The sequence below is a fragment of the Bacillus sp. ISL-45 genome, assembly GCF_018613195.1.
In the GTDB taxonomy this organism is placed as follows: domain Bacteria; phylum Bacillota; class Bacilli; order Bacillales; family Cytobacillaceae; genus Mesobacillus.
This window is the reverse complement of sequence record NZ_JAGGQQ010000007.1, coordinates 25,715-43,386: the sequence shown is the minus strand read 5'-3', so window position 1 is coordinate 43,386 and position 17,672 is coordinate 25,715. Positions and strand designations below refer to the sequence as shown.

Below are 17,672 nucleotides of genomic sequence, written 5' to 3'. Positions count from 1 at the left end.
TTTTGTTCTTCTTTAGGATTAAAAACTATCCTTGGTTATGGATGACTATATATGTTTTATTAATCCAGCTCCAGCGCCTAGCCCCTCGAGACGCTTCGGGCCGTCCAATGAAGTCAAAGAACGACTTCACCGGTCGGCCCTCCAGCGCTTGTCGGGGCTGACCAAGGCGCTTCCGCTTTTTGTTTTATTATGGATTCAACGGGTTGTCGCCATTATGAGGATCCATAGGGTTATTGTTTCTGTTCTGGTTCGGGTTGTTCAAGTTTGGCGGTGTTCCAGGGTTCGGATTCTGGTTCAGATTGTTCAAGTTCGGCGGTGCAGCAGGATTCGGGTTGACTGGGTTGTTCTTTTTCATTTTTTGCTGCTGGACCGCTGCCTGGTCAATGCTGGTTTTTTCGATTTTTTCATCGAACTTGGTCAGGTATTTGGAAGCGAAATTTTTGCCGCCAAGACCGAAGGCCAGTCCGAAAGCGAGCGCCAATCCTCCAAGTGTCAGGATGAAGGCTGCGTTCACGATCGCAGGTGCGACTCCAAGCTGGTCGAGTGCCATGAAAACAGCGATGGTGATGATCGCGTATTTTGCGACTGTTGCCAATACATTCGAAGAATCACCCTGCAGGATGCTGCTGAGTACTTTCTTCGCAAGACCGCCAAGCCATAGGCCGACACCAAGAATGACAATTGCGGCAATGACATGCGGAAGATACGCAATTACACCACGGGCAAGGTCGACGAAGAAATCAAGCTTTACGACATTCAATGCTTCGGCTACGAACAGAAGGACTACGATGACCTGGACGATATAGCCGACAATATCAGATAAGCTTAATGTATTTGGACGATTTGCTGCGCTGCTCAAGCCCATGCCTCTAAAATAAGAGTCGAAACCGATTCTTCTTAACAAATCAGCTGTGAATTTTTTCAGCCATTTTCCCAGCCATAGGCCGATCATGACTAGAATGATAGCTACGACGATATTTGGAATCATCGTCAGGATATCATTCAGCATTGCGATGGCCGGTCCGGAAATTCCTTCAACATCAAGGCGCTCAAGCGCAGCGATGACAGTCGGAATCAAAATCAATACGAAAGCAACCGTGCCGATCACGCGTGAAAGGCTCGTACCTTCAAACAAGCGGGAAAGCCCAAAACGCTGGACTAATTTTTCGGTGCCAATGCTTTGCAAGAAGTTGGTCAGGATATCGCGGACAATTTTTGCAACAAAGTAGCCGACTAATAGAATCAGTGCTGCCGCAAATAGTTTAGGAATGAATGAGAGGATTCCCTCAATCATGTTTTCGAATGGCTCCGAAACGCCTTGCAGGTCAAGTGCAGACAATACAGCCGGCAATGCCATCAGCAATACCAGATAGAATACGATATTCGCAACTGTGTCTACCGCGTTTGTAGTCTGCTGGTTGTCGTTGGTAAGCTTGTACTTGCTCAGTTTTTCATGGACACCGAGCGACTTGCCGCCTTTCTGGATCAGGAATTTCAGACCTGAAGCGATCAGCCAGGCAAATAAGAGAATCAATCCTGCTTTCAGGATGTTCGGAATTGCTGCCGCAATGGTTGAGAACATTCCGACGAGCGGCTCCGTCAACACATATAAGTCTAAGATATTCAGGAACATGATGAAGACAAATACTAGAATCAAAATATAGACGATCTTACTGATGATTTTCTCAGCTGAATACTTCTTATTATTTACATTTGAAAAAAGCTTGTTATCAAGGCTGGTTTTCTGCAGCCCCTTGTACACTGCTTTTTCGATTAATTTTGCGACAAGCCATCCGACAAGCAGGACTGCCAGCGCAATCAGCACATTTGGCAGCTTGCCAAGAATGCTGTCCCAGCCATTGTAAAAATTATTGTTCAAACTCCTCACTCCTTATTTAATTGGACTTTAAAGTTGGGCTGCGAAATGCGTATTGATAAGAAGAATTGCTGCAGCCCTTAAACCGGTAAATAGTCATTAGTTAGCTAGCAAGCTTATTTTAATCTACCCAATTGATGTTGTTATAAACAAAGAGGAGCATATTGGCTGGTTAAAGGATAGGTCTGCACAATATCGCAGATAAATTGAGGTTGGAGGAGGAAGATACCAAAAGGATTAGTTGGGTTATAAGTTTTCATTTTTGAGAAAGTGATAAAATTTAAGAAAAGAGCTTAATAAAAAGGCATGAAAAAAGTGAAACCTAAGCCTAACTCATTCGTCTTAGCATTAAACTGAAGTTGGGGTGAGAAATGTGTGAAAAAGATCAGGGAAGAAGGCCTATTAGATCAGGATACCTGGCTGGAGTTTATTATGAATGAGTACGGTGAACGGCTGACAAAGTTAGTTTATAACTATGTGAAGGACTGGAAGCTGGCGGAAGATATTGTCCAGGATGTATTCATTGTATGCTACAAAAATTATGACAAAATTGATGAATTGATCTCCTTTAAATCATGGATTTATCGATTGGCTATTAATAAATCAAAGGATGTATTGAAGAGTTCGGCGTTTCGAAAAGTAGTGAGGAATTCAAGCTTGTATTCTCTTTTTTCATCGAAGGAATTGTCGCCAGAAAAAGATTTATTGAAGCGCAGTGAAGAAGAGTTTCTTTCTTTGTGTGTATTATCTTTACCTGTTAAATATCGGGAAGTGGTTACGCTTTATTATTATGAAGAATGTTCGATTGAAGAAATCACAGGAATATTAGAAGTGAACCCCAATACGATCAAAACCAGATTGAGTAGAGGCAGAATGAAGCTGAAAAAAATGATGGAGAGGTGGGGATATAATGGAGGGCAAGCTTAAGCAGCTGCGTAACGCGATGGACTCGACGACTCATAAAGGTGTTCACTTTACGGAGTTCCAAAAAATGAATATCAGGAGAGCCGTCCTTAAAGATAAAATTGAGAAGCAAAAAGGCCCCAATAAACTAGTTGTATTCGCCATTTCCACTTTTGCCATTTGTTTATTAGCCTTCTTCGTTTCTACCGAGCTTTTGGTCAACCAGGATCATGAAATGATAAATGGTGCTCCAACTGCTCCTGGGCAGTGGGAAATACGACATGACTATAAGGAGAATCAAGCTACTAAATTCAGCATATTTCCTGATCCAAAATTGAAAGCAGCAGCACCTTATGGTTATATCTTTAGTTTCGCAGAACCTTTCAACACATATAAAGGAAAGGATCTTTCTATTTCTGCCATTCATAAAGAAACCGGTGAAAGAATACAAGTTGTACCGGCTCAGGAAATAATAGAACCATCGCCGGGATACCCAAGTTTGCAGCGTTTCTCGATTACATTCAAAGTGCCTTACGATGGCTTGTGGAAGTATGAGGTTTATCTGGATGGCAAAGCCTATGGCGATGTAGTTGTCAGTGTGGCTGAAAAAGCAGAAGACGCCCCTATTACTCTACCCGAAGATATACCAGATTTTGTTCAAATAAGTGAATTTGAAAATATTGATTGGTCGCGAAAAGCAGTGGAGTTCGGTGACAGAGGCATTATCGGGAATGAAAATAAGTCAGGGGTTATAGGTGCTGACATGCCAAGTCTAAATGGTCAAAAGTGGATGTGGCATCTATGGGGTGTAACGGATGTGGACTTGACAATAGTGGGATATCATAGAGAATCCAAAACAGTCCATAAAATTACGAATGGAATGGGATGGACAATTCGTGCTTATGGTCCAAATAACGGGGCGGATGCGCATACACCCTCAGCAGTTAAAATTCCTCTAAAGGGAGAATGGGCAATTTTGCTTTATGTTGATGGGAAATTATTCGATCAATTAATTTACGATATAAATGAATGATCATCCTTTATAATCTTTCTTCGTCGCAAAGAGATACAGATTGGATCATACCTTTGATATCAGGAGTTCTAATTGTGCTAGATTGTTTCAGCCTCTAATATCAACTAGTTCAAAAAAATGCTTGAAGCCAATGTAGGCTCAAGCATTTTCTATTTGTGTTTATGCTTTTTTCGATCTCTTTAAATAAGCGTAAATTAAATACCCAGCAATGACAACGACTCCGAGGGCGATTGTCAGCATCGCGAAATTTTCTTCGATGAATGGCATGGCTTTGTCGCCCAGTGCGACGATGATAGCTGCTTCAAGGAAGAAACGAAGGCCGCGGCCGATGATTGACCAGATAATGAGCGTCGGAATCCTAACGTTGGAGATTCCGGAAAAAATCGTGAAGACCTTATATGGAATAGGAGTGAAACCGGCAATCAGAATAGCCATTGCACCGTATTTTTCGAAATAGCGTTCGACCAGGACAATTTTCTCTTCTTTTATAAAATAACGCAAGATTGGACGGCCGACTCTTTTGCCGATGTACCAGCCAAGCAGGGCACCGAGTACAGAACCTGCTGTTGTGATGAAGGCATACCAGAGTGCCTTGTCAGGATTGGCAATACCCATAGGGATCATCAAAACATCGGGAGGAATCGGGAAAAAGGATGATTCCAGGAAGGACACGAAGAATAATCCCCATGAACCAAATTCAAGCAGCCATTCTTCTATCGCGTGAATCCATTCAGACATGAAGCAGTATCTCCTTTGAGTTGTTATAGTAAAGTCGTGAAAATAAACCTAGTTAGAAGTATACCATTTTTACTTCTGCCAGAGCCAATTATTTCAGAGAGGGCTGAATAACTTCAAACTCATCGTTTTCTATATCGTCAACCATATAAAAAGATAGGTCGCTCACTCTTTATTTATAGGGTGAAAGTGGTACTCTATAAAGGAACTCGATTGGAAGAGGAAGTTGTCTATGGAATACATACTTTATTTGCTGCTGGGCGGCCTGATCAGTGTCCTCTCTGGTTTTTTCGGGGTGGGAGGCGGCTTTATCCTGACGCCCATTTTATTATTGTTAGGCTTTTCGCCGCTTGAGGCAATCACAACCAGTTTGTTTTTTACAGTGGGTACATCCATTTCGGGAATTACAGCCCATATCCGCCTGAAGAATATCCTCTGGAAAGAGGGGTTGATGATGGGGTTGAGCGGAATTGCCGCGACGCAGCTGGCAAGGCCGCTGGTGTATGCCCTTGAAGCGAGGGGATGGGATGAAATCGTCATTCCGTTCCTCTATATTGTGCTGCTTGCTTATTTTGCGGTAAAAATGATCCGCCAGGGAAGAAAGAAAGACGAGGGAATCCCTGCACCTGCAAATTTTTCACTGCCAAAGCTGTTGGCCGTTGGATTCCTCGGCGGCTTCGTCTCGGCAACGCTTGGTGTGGGAGGCGGTTTTATCATCGTTCCGCTGATCATTACATCGCTGGGCTTCAATCCAAAAAAGGCGGTCGGAACGAGTTTATTTGCGGTATTGCTTATCGTATCAGTTGGGTTCGTTTCCTATGCGGTCAATACGGAGATCGATTACTTCATTGGCCTGATGCTGATTGCTGGCACGCTAGCCGGCTCCCCATTCGGCGCAAGAATGACTGGTTATTTTGAAAACAGGGAAATGAACGCGATGCTCGGAATCCTTTATCTTGTCACGCTGGCGGGAGCGGTCCTGAAGCTATTTGACCTGAATAAAACAGGGCTGTGGATCATGGGCATATTCATCGTGTATTTTTTTGCACGCTCAATTCTTAAAATAAAGACAACCAGGAAAATGGAAAAAGGCTGAGCTGCTCAGCCTTTTTTCTAATTATGCCTCAGAGGTGAATGGATGCTTAATGAACTTAGGAAGCTCCATCCCTGGTCTCTTTTTAACAAATAATGCTCCGTCTCTTTTAAAAGGAACGCGCTGATATTGGAGATCACTGTCATCGGGTGTGAAGTGGAATTGAACAGCATCTGTGTCTCCAAAGATCGGGATAATGTCTTTAATGTCTACAGGCGCTGTGCTGATGAGATCATACAATTGGATCGTCCCGTTTTCCTTCGTGAAAATAACAATAGAGTCTTTTTCTGCATGATAGTAAAGGTGGTCAGGAAAAACATTCAGAACATGAAACATCGTAATGCCGGCCGAATTTGCCGTCGAAAAAGCCTGGGAAACCGGCAATCTTCCATAAACCGCTTTTTCGATAAATTCAAGGTCGCGTGCCAACTCGAGTTTTCTCAAAACAAATGGGCTCTGCCCAGCAGAAACCTTTGTCGAATATAGATACTCTTCAACTTCTTCAAATCCGAATCTCGGATAAAAATCGAGCACACTGTCATTGGCGAACAGGTAGATAAAATCATATATTCCCTCGTACGCATCCAAAACATGATTCATCAGGCTTGCTGACAACCCCTTGTTCCGATATTCAGGATGGGTCATGACAGTGCCAATCTGCAGGGCTTTATAGCTTTTTCCTTCAATGATAAAATCGAGGTCGTTAACCGATACATTGGCCGCGATCCGGTCCCCGTCGGCATAGGAAAACGGGATGTATCGATTACCCCAATAGCCCTTTTCATGCCAACTGGTAAAATCAATGCCGAAAATGTCAGCGGCCAGCTGGATAAAACTATTCCTCAAAACTTCATTCTCGCGGTAATGGCTTACTAGCTTCATATTTCAAAACTCCTGTCTCTCGAAGCGAACATATACGTTTTATGATGGAATCGGATTCCATAGATCAACCCCATAGCGAGCATATTGCCCATGAGCGAGCTTCCGCCATAACTGATGAAGGGCAGCGGGATGCCGGTAATCGGCAGCAGCTGGATCGTCATCCCGATATTCTGGAAGACGTGAAAGGTGATCATGCTGATGACTCCCGCGCTGATGTAGGTATTGAAAGGGTCGTTCGTATCTAGTGCCGTTTTTGTCAAATGGTAGATTAGCAGGAAGTACAGGCCGATGACAAAGCTGCCGCCCACAAAGCCGAATTCCTCACCGATGACACTGAAAATGAAGTCCGTATGGCTTTCAGGTATATAGACTTCGCTCCCATTCAGGCCTTTCCCGGTAAGCATGCCGGAACCAATGGCACTGAGTGATTTTAATAGATGGTATCCATATTCGGGGTAGCTCTCAGGGTCAAGCCACGCATAAATGCGCCCGAACTGATAGGTTTTTACCCCTAGGTATTTTTTCAGGATTTCTGGTTTCCAGATGACAAGATACAGGATACCGGCACCTAGTGCAGCTCCACTGCCATAGAGCGGAAGGATGATCTTCCAGGTAATGCCTGACACCAGGATGATCCCGGTGAAAATCGCAAGCACGACTAGAGAGGTGCCCAGATCGGGCTGAAGCATGATCATTCCAAGTGGCATGGCGGTTATGAAGCCAAGCTTGATGAAAAGCAGGAAGTCAGTTTGAAGAGTCTTGATCGAATGTTTCTTATGGTGGGCATAGATCGTGCTGCTCAAGGCAAGAATCAGAAAGACTTTCATGAATTCCGAAGGCTGGATCGAACCGAATGGTTCGATGAAAAACCAGCTTTTTGCGCCATTCCTTTCCTCTGCTATGCTGGCAGGAGCGAAAAACAGGAAGATGAGCAGGAAGACTCCAAAACCGTACAAATACCAGCTAAGCTTGCGGTACTGTTCGCTGTCGAACATCATCACAACACCGATGATCCCCGACCCAACGACATACCAGAAGATTTGTTTATATAAAAAGTTCTGTCCAACATATTGGCCTGTTCTCTGGGCGCTGTAAATCGCGAAGCAGCTAGTCAAAAAGAACAACAGTAAAAGGAGCGTCAATGTCCAGTCAAAACGATCAATTTTTTTTAGAGGCTTCTCCATTTGCCACACCCTGTCCGATACGTTTCTACAATACTATGCTAGCAGAGATGAAATATCCTTACAATCCCTGATGAGGTAACATTTTCCTGTAAATAATGGCTGTTTTCGTAAAGATTATAGTTAAAATCCTAAAGCCGACTTTAACGTGATAAAAGGCATTTTGTAAGTCGGTACTAAGTTTGTAAGCTCTTTTCTCATATTAAGCGTTAATTTTGTGAAGAGACTTAGGTAACTCAATCCTATTTTGTAGTCAATAGCAACAAAGTTTGAGAAAAGAGCCTAAATAATAGACGAATAGTAAGGAAGAATAGTTTCTTTTTTGGCGGGGATTCTTTTACGGGAGAGGCAGATAATAATTATGTTTTTGAAGAGTCAGAATAAGATATTTTCTGCCGTTTTTGTTAGAATGGAAGAAGTGTTATTTTGTACGGAGCCGCTGGCAATTTTGCAGCTGAGAATTTTTCCAGGAGGTTTTGCCTTTGAAAAAGAACCATCCTTACAGCAGGGATTTACTATATGTCCATATGAACGAACGAGACCAGTATGTGCTCTCACATGGGATTGAATTCCATGAATTCGCCAGATCGTTGTCTGATTCGCTCAACCATCTGCTGCTGTTGAAGCATCGCTATGAAGATGGTGAGTTCAACAGACATACTTTATTTGAGTATGTACCTGAGGACAGCGTCGAAAAACTGGTTGGAGCCAATGTCCATGCATTCGGGGATTTTTGCTGGATCGATTTTGAGGAAGTGGAAGCACTGAATGTGCTGTCTGCCCAGGAGATCGCTGAGCTTCTATATCTAGGGCATATTAAGCACCATTTGAAACTGCCCTTCTATAATCAGCTTAATAATCGTTTTGTGTTTCTGTCCACTGAAGATGGCTGGTATAACAAAACCTATTACCGAAATCTCAATGACTTTTTCCGCATGCTTGGCTATGTCCTGTCAGGAAAACTGGGGGAAATGAAGCCGGAAAAAACGCTGCTCGGAATCCGGAAAAAGAAATCCTATCCTTTTGTCAGCAAGGAAATCCTGAAATCATTGATACCAGCCTTGAAGGAAGGGGCGGTTTTTTCGCTGAAGAACATCCAGCAAAACCGCAACAGAATTGAAATACCAATCTGGGTCATCGGGGATTTTGCCAACATGGATGACATGCATGATGAATATAAGAAAGCAAGCCGCAGCAATCCGGATGGCAGGATTGTCTTCGATAAAAAAGCGAAAGAATGGAGCTTGTTTGCCCAATAAAGCTGTTTTCGGAAAGATTGTTGTTAAAATCCTAAAGCTGATTTTAACGTAATATAAAGCCATTTTGCAGGTCGGTATTAAGTTGCATGCTCATTTCTCATAAAAAGAGTCAACTTTGCGAAGAAACATAGGTCATTCCATCCTATTTTGTAGTCAATAGCAGCAAAGTTTGAGTAAAGAGCCCCCAATAAAGTCGAAAAAGCAAAAATTTTGAAGCGGTTTTTGGCAAATCGTGTATAATTGGATGTAGCGGAAAATTACATATCGAAATGAACAGGTGTCTTTTAAAAGAGACTTAATAGGGAAGTTGGTGAAAATCCAACGCGGTCCCGCCACTGTAAATGAGAGCAAGCTGCAACTGCCACTGTACAAATGTATGGGAAGGCGCAGCGAGCATTGACCATGAGCCAGGAGACCTGCCTGTCCATTGCACCAACAAACTTACGAGGATAGGGAGGTGCCGACAAGCTCTATGTCTTTTATGATGATAAAAACATTTGCTTACTCGGACATCTCCCCTTCAGGTGGAGATGTTTTTTTGTGTTTTGGCTGTGTTAAAGCCATACTTAACAAAGTTAATCGAAAAATTTGGAGGAGAAGCGAATGAAGAAGTTATTAATGATGATGGTGGCTGCAGCCATGATCCTGGCAGGCTGCGGTACCGAAGCACAGCCCGAAAAGAAGGAAAGCGAAAAAACCGCACAGGAGCAGAAGACGGGATTCCCTGTCACGGTAAAAGACGCAATTGATGAAGAAGTGGTCATTTTAGAAAAGCCTGAAAGGATCATTTCTCTGATTCCGAGCAACACGGAAATTGTCTACGCACTTGAGAGCGGAGAGGCGATTGTCGGCGTCACCGATTTCGACAATTATCCAGAGGATGCAATGTCGAAGGAAAAAATCGGCGGAATGGAATTCAATATCGAGAAAATGATTTCTCTGAAACCTGACCTCGTACTTGCCCCCGGTTCGACCGCGGACACTGCAGAAGCAGGCCTTCAACAATTAAAGGATGCGGGAATTGCTGTTGTCGTTGTGAATGATGCACAGTCATTTGAAGAAGTGTATCAATCAATCGAGATGATTGGCAAGGCCATTGGCGAGTCAGAAAAGGCGGATGAGCTTGTAGACAAGATGAAAAATAGTTTTGCGGAATTAAAAAAGAAAGCTGAAACAATCAAGCCGGAAGAGCAAAAGACGGTCTTTGTGGAGGTCTCACCAGCACCGGAAATCTACACAGCCGGCAAGAACACTTTTATCAATGAAATGCTTGAGCTGATTGGTGCAAAGAACGCTGCCGGAGATATGGAGGGCTGGCCGAAGGTCGACCCGGAAGCAATTGTTGAGCGTAATCCTGATGTGGTTGTGACAACCTATGGATACTATACAGAAAAGCCAGTTGAGCAGGTGCTTGCACGGCAGGGCTGGAATAATGTGAAAGCGGTCAAGGAGCAGCAGGTTTACGATGTCCACTCCGACCTTGTAACCCGTTCAGGTCCAAGGCTCGCTGAAGGAGCAGAGGAGCTTGCAAAAGCCATTTACCCGGACGTTTTTAAATAACAAATCAATCGCCTATCTAATCACGGCGGTGTTTTTGATCATATCGATGCTGCTGGGCATATCCATTGGTACGGTTTCCATTCCTGTACCAGCCATTATAGAAATCATTGTTGCTGAAGTTTTCCGCTTTCAGGGACAGGGAATTGATCCGATGCATGCAAGTATTGTCTTGGATATCAGGCTGCCGCGTGTGCTGCTGGCAGGGCTTGTCGGTGCGTCGCTGGCGATTGCCGGTGCCGCGTTCCAGGGCCTGTTGCGCAATCCACTGGCAGATCCCTATACGCTTGGGATTTCATCAGGTGCCTCCATCGGCGCAGTCGTTACTCTGTTTTTCGGCATTTCGCTGCCGCTGATCGGTGTCTTCACATTGCCAGTGCTAAGCATTTTGTTCGCCTTCGCCACCGTCTTGTTTGTACTGTTTTTTGCCCGCAAAGTCGACAGACTGCTCAGGGTGGAAACAATCATCTTAACCGGAATCATCTTAAGTTCATTTCTGGGTTCATTCATTTCTTTGATGATTGCCCTTTCCGGCGAAGAGCTGCGGCAAATCATCGGCTGGCTGCTTGGCAGCGTGTCGATGCGCGGCTGGGAATACATTAAGATTATTTTTCCTTTCTTTATGATTGGTTTAGTGATATTGCTTGCCAATACAAGGGAATTGAATGCAATGTCCTTTGGTGAGGAAAGGGCACAGCATCTCGGTGTCAATGTCGAGCGCCGCAAGCTGCTGATTTTGCTGTCTGGTTCTCTTTTAACAGGATCGGCCGTAGCTGTTTCAGGAACGATCGGATTTGTCGGTCTCGTCATTCCACACCTGACAAGGACAATCTGGGGTCCGGACCATCGCCATTTGCTGCCGTTATCCGTCCTGATTGGCAGCGGCTTCCTGATCCTCGCAGACCTGATTTCAAGAACGATTATCGCCCCTTCGGAATTGCCGATTGGCGTGATCACGGCATTAATCGGTGCTCCGGTTTTTGCATTCATTTTAATGAAAAATCGCAGGGAAAGAAGTGCAGGCCGATGATCACAGTGAAGAGTTTAACAGGCGGATATGCAGGCGGCGAGGTCCTGAAGAATATCAATTTTGAGGTAGGAAAAGGGGAGCTGTTCGGCATCCTGGGCCCAAATGGAAGCGGGAAGACCACACTCTTAAAAATGATCAGCGGCGCTTTGGAATTCAGGGAAGGTGCCATTGAGCTGGATGGCCGGCCATTGACCCAGTATTCACCGAAACAGCTTGCCAGGATGATGGCAGTCCTGCCGCAGCATGCGGATCAAGCCTTTTCTTATAGTGTAAAAGAAACCGTCTCGCTCGGCCGCTATGCACACCAAAAAGGCTGGTTCAATAGCTGGCGAGATGAGGATGAAGAGATTGTCCAGAAGGTAATGGAACAGACGGGCATCACCCACCTTCAGGAAAAATCAATCACAGAACTATCCGGCGGCGAAAAACAACGAGTCTACCTCGCGCAGGCACTGGCGCAGCAGCCGAGGATTCTGCTGCTCGATGAGCCTACGAACCATCTCGACCTGAGTTTTCAAAAAGAGCTGCTGGACTTGCTGAAAAAATGGGCATCCGAACAGGGGTTGACTGTCGTTTCGATTTTCCATGACTTGAACCTGGCATCATTATATTGTGACAGGCTGCTTTTGATGGAAAACGGTGAGGTTCTGATTGTTGATACTCCTGCTGAAGTTTTAAAAGAAGAGCGAATCAAGAGTGTCTATAAGACGCAGATCAAAAACCACCCCCACCCGGAAATTGCCAGGCCGCAATTGCTGCTGGTTCCTGAAGCGGACGTCGGTCATAAGGATAACCTCAAGATTGATGCCAGGTATCTTGACGTCGGGCAAGACCGGATTGTTCTGCAGTCACCGGTAAAATTGCGGACAATGTCCTCGGGAATAACCGGTGCCGGGATCGGGTGGCACAGCTCGTTCGTGCACCGGATTGTACCGATGGAGTATGACTGTAGCGACCATAAGGCGGAGATGGCCGAGTATTTGCAGGAAAATGGATTTCTTCCAAGCGAAACTGTTGGGATGATGACGGCTGTTTCAGCAGACACAGCATCATACCGTCTTTTTGAGGCAGACGGTATGTCGATTTTCATTCTGGTTTCCGCTGGGCACACTCATCGGGACAGACCACGGAATATCAACACCTGGCTGTTCATTAACCACAGGATTTCCGAGGAAGCTTTTATCCAGAGCGCAATGACCGCGGCAGAAGCGAAAATTAGTGTTTTGCAGGAGCTAGAGGGAAGCGGGGCAGGTATTGCTGGCCAGTCAGCTGGCATTTCTACGGATAGTATCTGCATCGCTGCCACCCAGCAGGGAGCAGCGATTTCTTACGCAGGCACGGCGACTCCGCTCGGCAAGCTGATCAGCGAGGGAATTTATACCTGCACGAAGGAAGCGATATTGAAGTATAGAGTTAGTAAAAGCGCGATTGAACATAAATGAAGGAAACCCGACATTCCATCTCGAATTTATTTTTAAGAGGTGATGATGATGGAATTGAAAATGGGCTATGTCATTTTATATGTTTCCGATCTGGAAAAAACAAAGCAATTTTACGGTGAGCTGCTTGGCCTTAAACTTCGCAATGAATTTGGGACCTATATCGAGTATGAAACTGGCAACACCGTTCTGTCGATGAACACCCGGGAAAGCGGCCGCGAGATCACGACGCTCCCAATCCCGGATGGAGTAAGGAAGGAACAAACCTTTGAGCTCGGATTTGTTACAGAGGACGTCCATGGCGCTGTGGAAAAATTGCGGGCCGCCGGAGTCCCGATCCTGCTCGAGCCAACCGAAAAACCATGGGGCCAGGTCGTCGCCTATGCAGCCGACCCAGATGGGCATTATATTGAGATATGCACCCCGATTGGGTGAAAAACAAGTCCTGCAGTTCATTGAGCTGCAGGACTTTGTTATTTATGGTGAGCTAATGAGACTGAGTATTAAGTTATAGTGGCTCTTGAGGCCAACATGTGCCCGAAACCGGAAAGGAGCGTTGAATTCGGTAACAAGTAAGGCCGGCATGTGCCCGAAACCGGAAAGGATCGGTAATTTCGGTAACAAGTAAGGCCAACATGTGCCCGAAACCGGAAAGGATCGGTAATTTCGGTAACAAGTAAGGCCAACATGTGCCCGAAAACCGGGAAGCCTCGTGATTTCGGTAACAAGTAAGGCCAACATGTGCCCGAAACCGGAAAGGAGCGTTGAATTCGGTAACAAGTAAGGCCGGCATGTGCCCGAAAACCCGAAAGCCTCATGATTTCGGTAACAAGCAAAATCATGCGTTTAATATAAGTTGCAATTAACTAAGGAACACATCTATCAAATGCTGAAATCACAAGAATTCCTTCACCGGTTTCTTCGCAAGTAGTGCAGCTGCCATCCCAAGCACCGGAAGGATAATGGACATCAGCAGAATTTCCTCATACCCGGCAAAATAATCGTAGGCGAGGCCAAATGGAAGAGGACCCAAGGCGGAACCAAGCACAGTGACGGTCATAGCCGACCCTTTGATACTGCCAAGCGACTTCCGGCCAAAAAAGCTAGGCCATACATAGTTCAAGGTAATCCTTTCGAAGCCCCCGCTGATTCCCCATAATACCCCGAATGCAATCGCGATTGCTGTTTGATCAGCTGCCAGCAGCACGAGGATGAAAATGATTTCCCCGGCGAAAATTCCAGCCAGGACGTACTGTACTTTTACCCGGTCCAGCAGCGGTCCTGCAATCAGAGTGACCGGAAACCCGATCAGTGCCATCAAGCTTAATACTAGCGCGGCAATTCCCGGCGAAATCCCATTTGTTTTAAAAATAGAAATCAAATGAAAAGTAAGTCCAGTGTTGACGAGAGCCGGAATACCCACGCAAAAAAGCAAAAGCCAGTATGCGCGTGTTTTGACTGCTTCCTGGACTGTCCAGTTCACCTCTTCAAGAGGATTGCTTGTTCTGTTTGGGTCAGCAGAATCATTTGTCCAATCAGGCTTAATTCCATCTGGATATTCACCAATATCCTCCGGTTTGTTTCGAATTAAAAAATAGGCCAGCGGAACAAAAACGACGAGAAGCAGGACACCCCAGACCTTCCATGAAAAGCTCCAGCCCCAGTTGGCAACAAGCCAGGCATTTAATGGCGGAAGCGCCGCTGAGCTGGCAAATCCGCCGATGGCCATCAGGCTCATTGCCTTCCCGCGTTTCGTAATAAACCACTGCGGAACCAAGGTGTTTGGAATCAGGCTCATCGAACCCTGGCCGAGGACACGGATCAGGAAAAAGCCAATGAACAGCATCGCAGTATTAACGACCATACTGTTCCAGAAGCTGGCCAGTGCCAGCCCGATGCCAACGATAACGGACATTTTTCTTTGTCCCCATTTATCAACGAAGCGGCCGACAAAGAACATACAGATTCCGGCAGCAAGGGTCGCAAGTGAGTAGACTGCGGATACATGCGAACGGCTCCAGCCAAAATCTTTTATGTAGGAATCAATAAATACGGAAACCGAGTATGTCTGACCCGGGCCAGAAAAAAATACGCCGAGCCCTGCGATGAAAACGATGACCCAGCCATAATAAAAATTTGTCTTGAATGGAGCGGATAATCCTGATGTCTTCATGTAAAAACCTCCCAGAACATCATATCAAAATTGTCCTTTCAAAAGCTTGCGAGAAGCAGGCAAGATTGCCTGATTTACATTTTAAGGTTTTTACCTTATCTATATGAAAAAAGAAGATAACAGTCGATATTTGAAGAAAAACAAACAATATAACGCTTACAATGATGGTTGCTCATTTTTATAAATATGTTATGATAAATCCTGTTTTTATCGGACCCGGCTTGCTTGAGAGTAGGAAGCCACAAAAATCTTTTAAGGGGTGTTTACTTGAATACTAATACAATTAAAGAACAATGGTTTGGCAACGTCAAAGGAGATGTCCTTGCTGGAATCGTCGTCGCGCTTGCTTTGATTCCTGAAGCGATCGCCTTTTCGATTATTGCCGGCGTTGACCCAATGGTAGGACTTTACGCTTCATTTGCGATTGCTGTGACAATCGCGATTGTCGGCGGCCGTCCTGGCATGATTTCAGCAGCCACCGGTGCGATGGCGCTGCTGATGGTAACGCTTGTTGCTGACCATGGTTTGCAATATTTATTGGCAGCTACGATTTTGACAGGAGTCCTGCAGATTCTGTTTGGTGTGTTTAAATTAGCACGGTTTATGAAGTTCATTCCACGTTCAGTTATGATTGGCTTCGTGAACGCACTTGCGATTTTGATTTTCATGGCACAGTTAGAGCAGTTTGTTGACGCAACATGGGTAATGTATGCGATGGTGGCAGGCGCACTTGCGATTATTTATCTATTGCCGCGTGTTACGAAAGCAGTTCCTTCACCACTTGTAGCAATCATTGTTATTACATTAGTAGCAATCATGACCAACAGTGGTGTTAAGACAGTTGGTGATATGGGTACTCTTACATCTGCTTTGCCAGCATTTCTGATTCCTGATATCCCATTCAACCTTGAAACGTTAAAAATCATCTTCCCATATTCATTGGCTTTGGCGATTGTCGGCTTGCTTGAATCTTTGCTGACTGCCCAAATTGTTGATGATATGACAGATACTTCTAGTGATAAAAATAAAGAAAGCCGCGGCCAGGGGATTGCGAATATCGTTGCTGGATTATTCGGCGGTATGGCAGGCTGCGCAATGATCGGCCAGTCCGTAATCAATGTTAAATCTGGCGGCCGAGGCAGATTGTCTGCACTTGTTGCTGGTACTTTCCTGATGTTCCTGATTATCGTTTTAGGAAACATTGTTGTACAAATTCCGATGGCAGCCCTGGTTGGCGTCATGATCATGGTATCAATCGGAACATTTGACTGGTCATCAATCAAAGGAATGGCAAAGACACCTGTAACAGATTCAATCGTTATGGTTGTTACTACTGTCACAACTGTGTTTACACATGACCTATCAAAAGGTGTATTTGCCGGAATCATTTTGAGTGCGATTTTCTTCGTAGCGAAAATCTCCAAGGTGAAAGTCACATCAACATTTGATGTCGCAATGAATCGCCGGACGTATTTTGTAACAGGACAAGTATTTTTCGCTTCAGTAACTGACTTGATTGAATCCTTCGATTTGAAGGAAAATGCAAAAGAAGTTGTCGTCGACCTGACACATGCCCATGTTTGGGATGACTCAGCCGTTGCGGCAATCGATAAAATTGTCATCAAACTAAGAGAGAACGGAACAGTTGTCCGTCTGCACGGCCTCAATGCCCCAAGCTCTCACTTGATTGACAAACTAGCCGTTCACAAACAGGAAGGCGCCAAGCTTTCCGGACATTAAAATGTAATATATATTTTGGGAAAGCACGTTGACGAATCAGCGTGCTTTCTTTATATATAAGATAATGGAAATAAATGTAGGGGGAATAGCATGTTTAAGAGAATCTTGCTCGCTTCTGATGGGTCGGACCATTCAGTGCGTGCGGCGAAAAAAGCGGTAGAACTGGCAAAGTTAAGCGGCGATAGTGAAATTACAGTTGTTTATGTCGTCGATGGGCAGACTTCCAAGGAAGATGTCCTTCACAATCCAGATCGTACAGTAGTCGAGGAAAAAAGAAAAATCAGGCTCCAGCCGGTAACAAACCTGCTAGAAGAAGAGAGTTTGAACTTCAGGTTTGAAAAATTGCTCGGTGAACCAGGCCCGGCCATTGTTGACTATGCCAACAAGAATGCATTCGATGTCGTCGTTGTCGGCAGCCGCGGTTTGAATGGACTGCAAGAAATGGTCCTTGGCAGCGTCAGTCACAAAGTCGCAAAACGAGTGAAAGCACCGGTATTAATCGTAAAATAACCAGCGTTCAGGCCAACCTGAGCGTTTTTTTCTTTAAAGGTGTTTATTTTGTAGGGTAATAGGCCGGATAATTTCTAAAAAGTTTGTAATGATGGCGGCATCTTAGTTTTTTTTATAGCGAGAATTTTATTTATATAGCGGAAATCCAAATAATATAGCGAGAATCCAAATAATATAGCGAGAATTTTATTTATATAGCGAAAATCTAATTATTATAGCGAATTGGAAATAAACCTCGATTTTTTCCAGCTAAAAAAAAAA

At 44.7% G+C, this 17,672-nt stretch carries 15 protein-coding genes and 1 riboswitch; of the genes, 10 read left to right on the top strand and 5 right to left on the bottom strand.

Annotation, left to right across the window (positions count from 1 at the left end; genetic code table 11):
* Positions 1 to 187 precede the first annotated feature (187 nt).
* Positions 188 to 1,879 (bottom strand): mechanosensitive ion channel, encoded by a 1,692-nt coding sequence (locus J7E35_RS10265; RefSeq protein WP_214779461.1) that lies wholly within the window; start codon positions 1,877 to 1,879, stop codon positions 188 to 190.
* A gap of 372 nt (positions 1,880 to 2,251) precedes the next feature.
* Here J7E35_RS10265 and J7E35_RS10260 point away from each other — a divergent pair, with 372 nt between their 5' ends.
* Both J7E35_RS10260 and J7E35_RS10255 read left to right on the top strand, forming a co-directional pair.
* Positions 2,252 to 2,803: a sigma-70 family RNA polymerase sigma factor gene (locus tag J7E35_RS10260; RefSeq protein ID WP_214779459.1), complete on the top strand. Its 552-nt coding sequence runs from the start codon at positions 2,252 to 2,254 to the stop codon at positions 2,801 to 2,803.
* Between the two features lie 64 nt (positions 2,804 to 2,867).
* Entirely contained in the window at positions 2,868 to 3,812 is a 945-nt protein-coding gene (locus J7E35_RS10255) for a hypothetical protein (protein ID WP_251040878.1), read from the top strand.
* Positions 3,813 to 3,971: 159 nt separating this feature from the next.
* Here J7E35_RS10255 and J7E35_RS10250 read toward each other — a convergent pair whose 3' ends face one another.
* Positions 3,972 to 4,550 carry a YqaA family protein gene (locus tag J7E35_RS10250; RefSeq protein ID WP_214779455.1) on the bottom strand — a complete coding sequence of 193 codons (579 nt, stop codon included), beginning with the start codon at positions 4,548 to 4,550 and terminating at the stop codon, positions 3,972 to 3,974.
* A 229-nt stretch (positions 4,551 to 4,779) separates the two neighbouring features.
* Between J7E35_RS10250 and J7E35_RS10245 the strand changes: the two genes are divergently transcribed.
* Positions 4,780 to 5,643, top strand: a complete 864-nt coding sequence (locus J7E35_RS10245) for a sulfite exporter TauE/SafE family protein (RefSeq protein WP_214779453.1) — start codon at positions 4,780 to 4,782, stop codon at positions 5,641 to 5,643.
* A gap of 21 nt (positions 5,644 to 5,664) precedes the next feature.
* On the opposite strand, the gene J7E35_RS10240 is transcribed toward J7E35_RS10245, so the two are convergent.
* Both J7E35_RS10240 and J7E35_RS10235 read right to left on the bottom strand, forming a co-directional pair.
* Positions 5,665 to 6,522 (bottom strand): GNAT family N-acetyltransferase, encoded by an 858-nt coding sequence (locus tag J7E35_RS10240; RefSeq protein ID WP_214779451.1) that lies wholly within the window; start codon positions 6,520 to 6,522, stop codon positions 5,665 to 5,667.
* Positions 6,519 to 7,706, bottom strand: a complete 1,188-nt coding sequence (locus J7E35_RS10235; protein ID WP_214779449.1) for an FtsW/RodA/SpoVE family cell cycle protein — start codon at positions 7,704 to 7,706, stop codon at positions 6,519 to 6,521. The genes J7E35_RS10240 and J7E35_RS10235 overlap by 4 nt, the downstream gene beginning before the upstream one ends.
* Positions 7,707 to 8,185: 479 nt before the next feature.
* On the opposite strand from J7E35_RS10235, the gene J7E35_RS10230 reads away from it, so the two are divergent.
* The 5 genes from J7E35_RS10230 (at position 8,186) to J7E35_RS10210 (ending at position 13,423) form a co-directional block, all read left to right on the top strand.
* Entirely contained in the window at positions 8,186 to 8,962 is a 777-nt protein-coding gene (locus tag J7E35_RS10230; protein WP_214779447.1) for a hypothetical protein, read from the top strand.
* Positions 8,963 to 9,220: 258 nt separating this feature from the next.
* Positions 9,221 to 9,400: riboswitch (cobalamin riboswitch) on the top strand.
* A gap of 165 nt (positions 9,401 to 9,565) precedes the next feature.
* The gene (locus J7E35_RS10225; protein WP_214779445.1) at positions 9,566 to 10,522 is read left to right on the top strand and encodes an ABC transporter substrate-binding protein; all 957 of its coding nucleotides are present in this window, start codon (positions 9,566 to 9,568) and stop codon (positions 10,520 to 10,522) included.
* Complete coding sequence (locus tag J7E35_RS10220) at positions 10,488 to 11,549, top strand: FecCD family ABC transporter permease (protein WP_214779443.1); 1,062 nt, start codon at positions 10,488 to 10,490, stop codon at positions 11,547 to 11,549. Before J7E35_RS10225 ends, J7E35_RS10220 begins: the two co-directional genes overlap by 35 nt.
* A complete protein-coding gene (locus J7E35_RS10215; protein ID WP_214779441.1) occupies positions 11,546 to 12,991 on the top strand; it encodes a heme ABC transporter ATP-binding protein in 1,446 nt (481 codons plus the stop codon). Before J7E35_RS10220 ends, J7E35_RS10215 begins: the two co-directional genes overlap by 4 nt.
* Before the next feature lie 48 nt (positions 12,992 to 13,039).
* Positions 13,040 to 13,423, top strand: coding sequence for a VOC family protein (locus tag J7E35_RS10210; protein WP_214779439.1), 384 nt, complete (start codon positions 13,040 to 13,042; stop codon positions 13,421 to 13,423).
* A gap of 460 nt (positions 13,424 to 13,883) precedes the next feature.
* Here the strand turns inward: J7E35_RS10210 and J7E35_RS10205 are convergent, their stop codons facing one another.
* The gene (locus tag J7E35_RS10205) at positions 13,884 to 15,161 is read right to left on the bottom strand and encodes an MFS transporter (RefSeq protein ID WP_214779437.1); all 1,278 of its coding nucleotides are present in this window, start codon (positions 15,159 to 15,161) and stop codon (positions 13,884 to 13,886) included.
* 267 nt (positions 15,162 to 15,428) lie between these two features.
* Here J7E35_RS10205 and J7E35_RS10200 point away from each other — a divergent pair, with 267 nt between their 5' ends.
* Complete coding sequence (locus tag J7E35_RS10200; RefSeq protein ID WP_214779435.1) at positions 15,429 to 16,901, top strand: SulP family inorganic anion transporter; 1,473 nt, start codon at positions 15,429 to 15,431, stop codon at positions 16,899 to 16,901.
* A gap of 90 nt (positions 16,902 to 16,991) precedes the next feature.
* Positions 16,992 to 17,411 carry a universal stress protein gene (locus tag J7E35_RS10195; protein ID WP_214779433.1) on the top strand — a complete coding sequence of 140 codons (420 nt, stop codon included), beginning with the start codon at positions 16,992 to 16,994 and terminating at the stop codon, positions 17,409 to 17,411.
* Positions 17,412 to 17,672 lie beyond the last annotated feature (261 nt).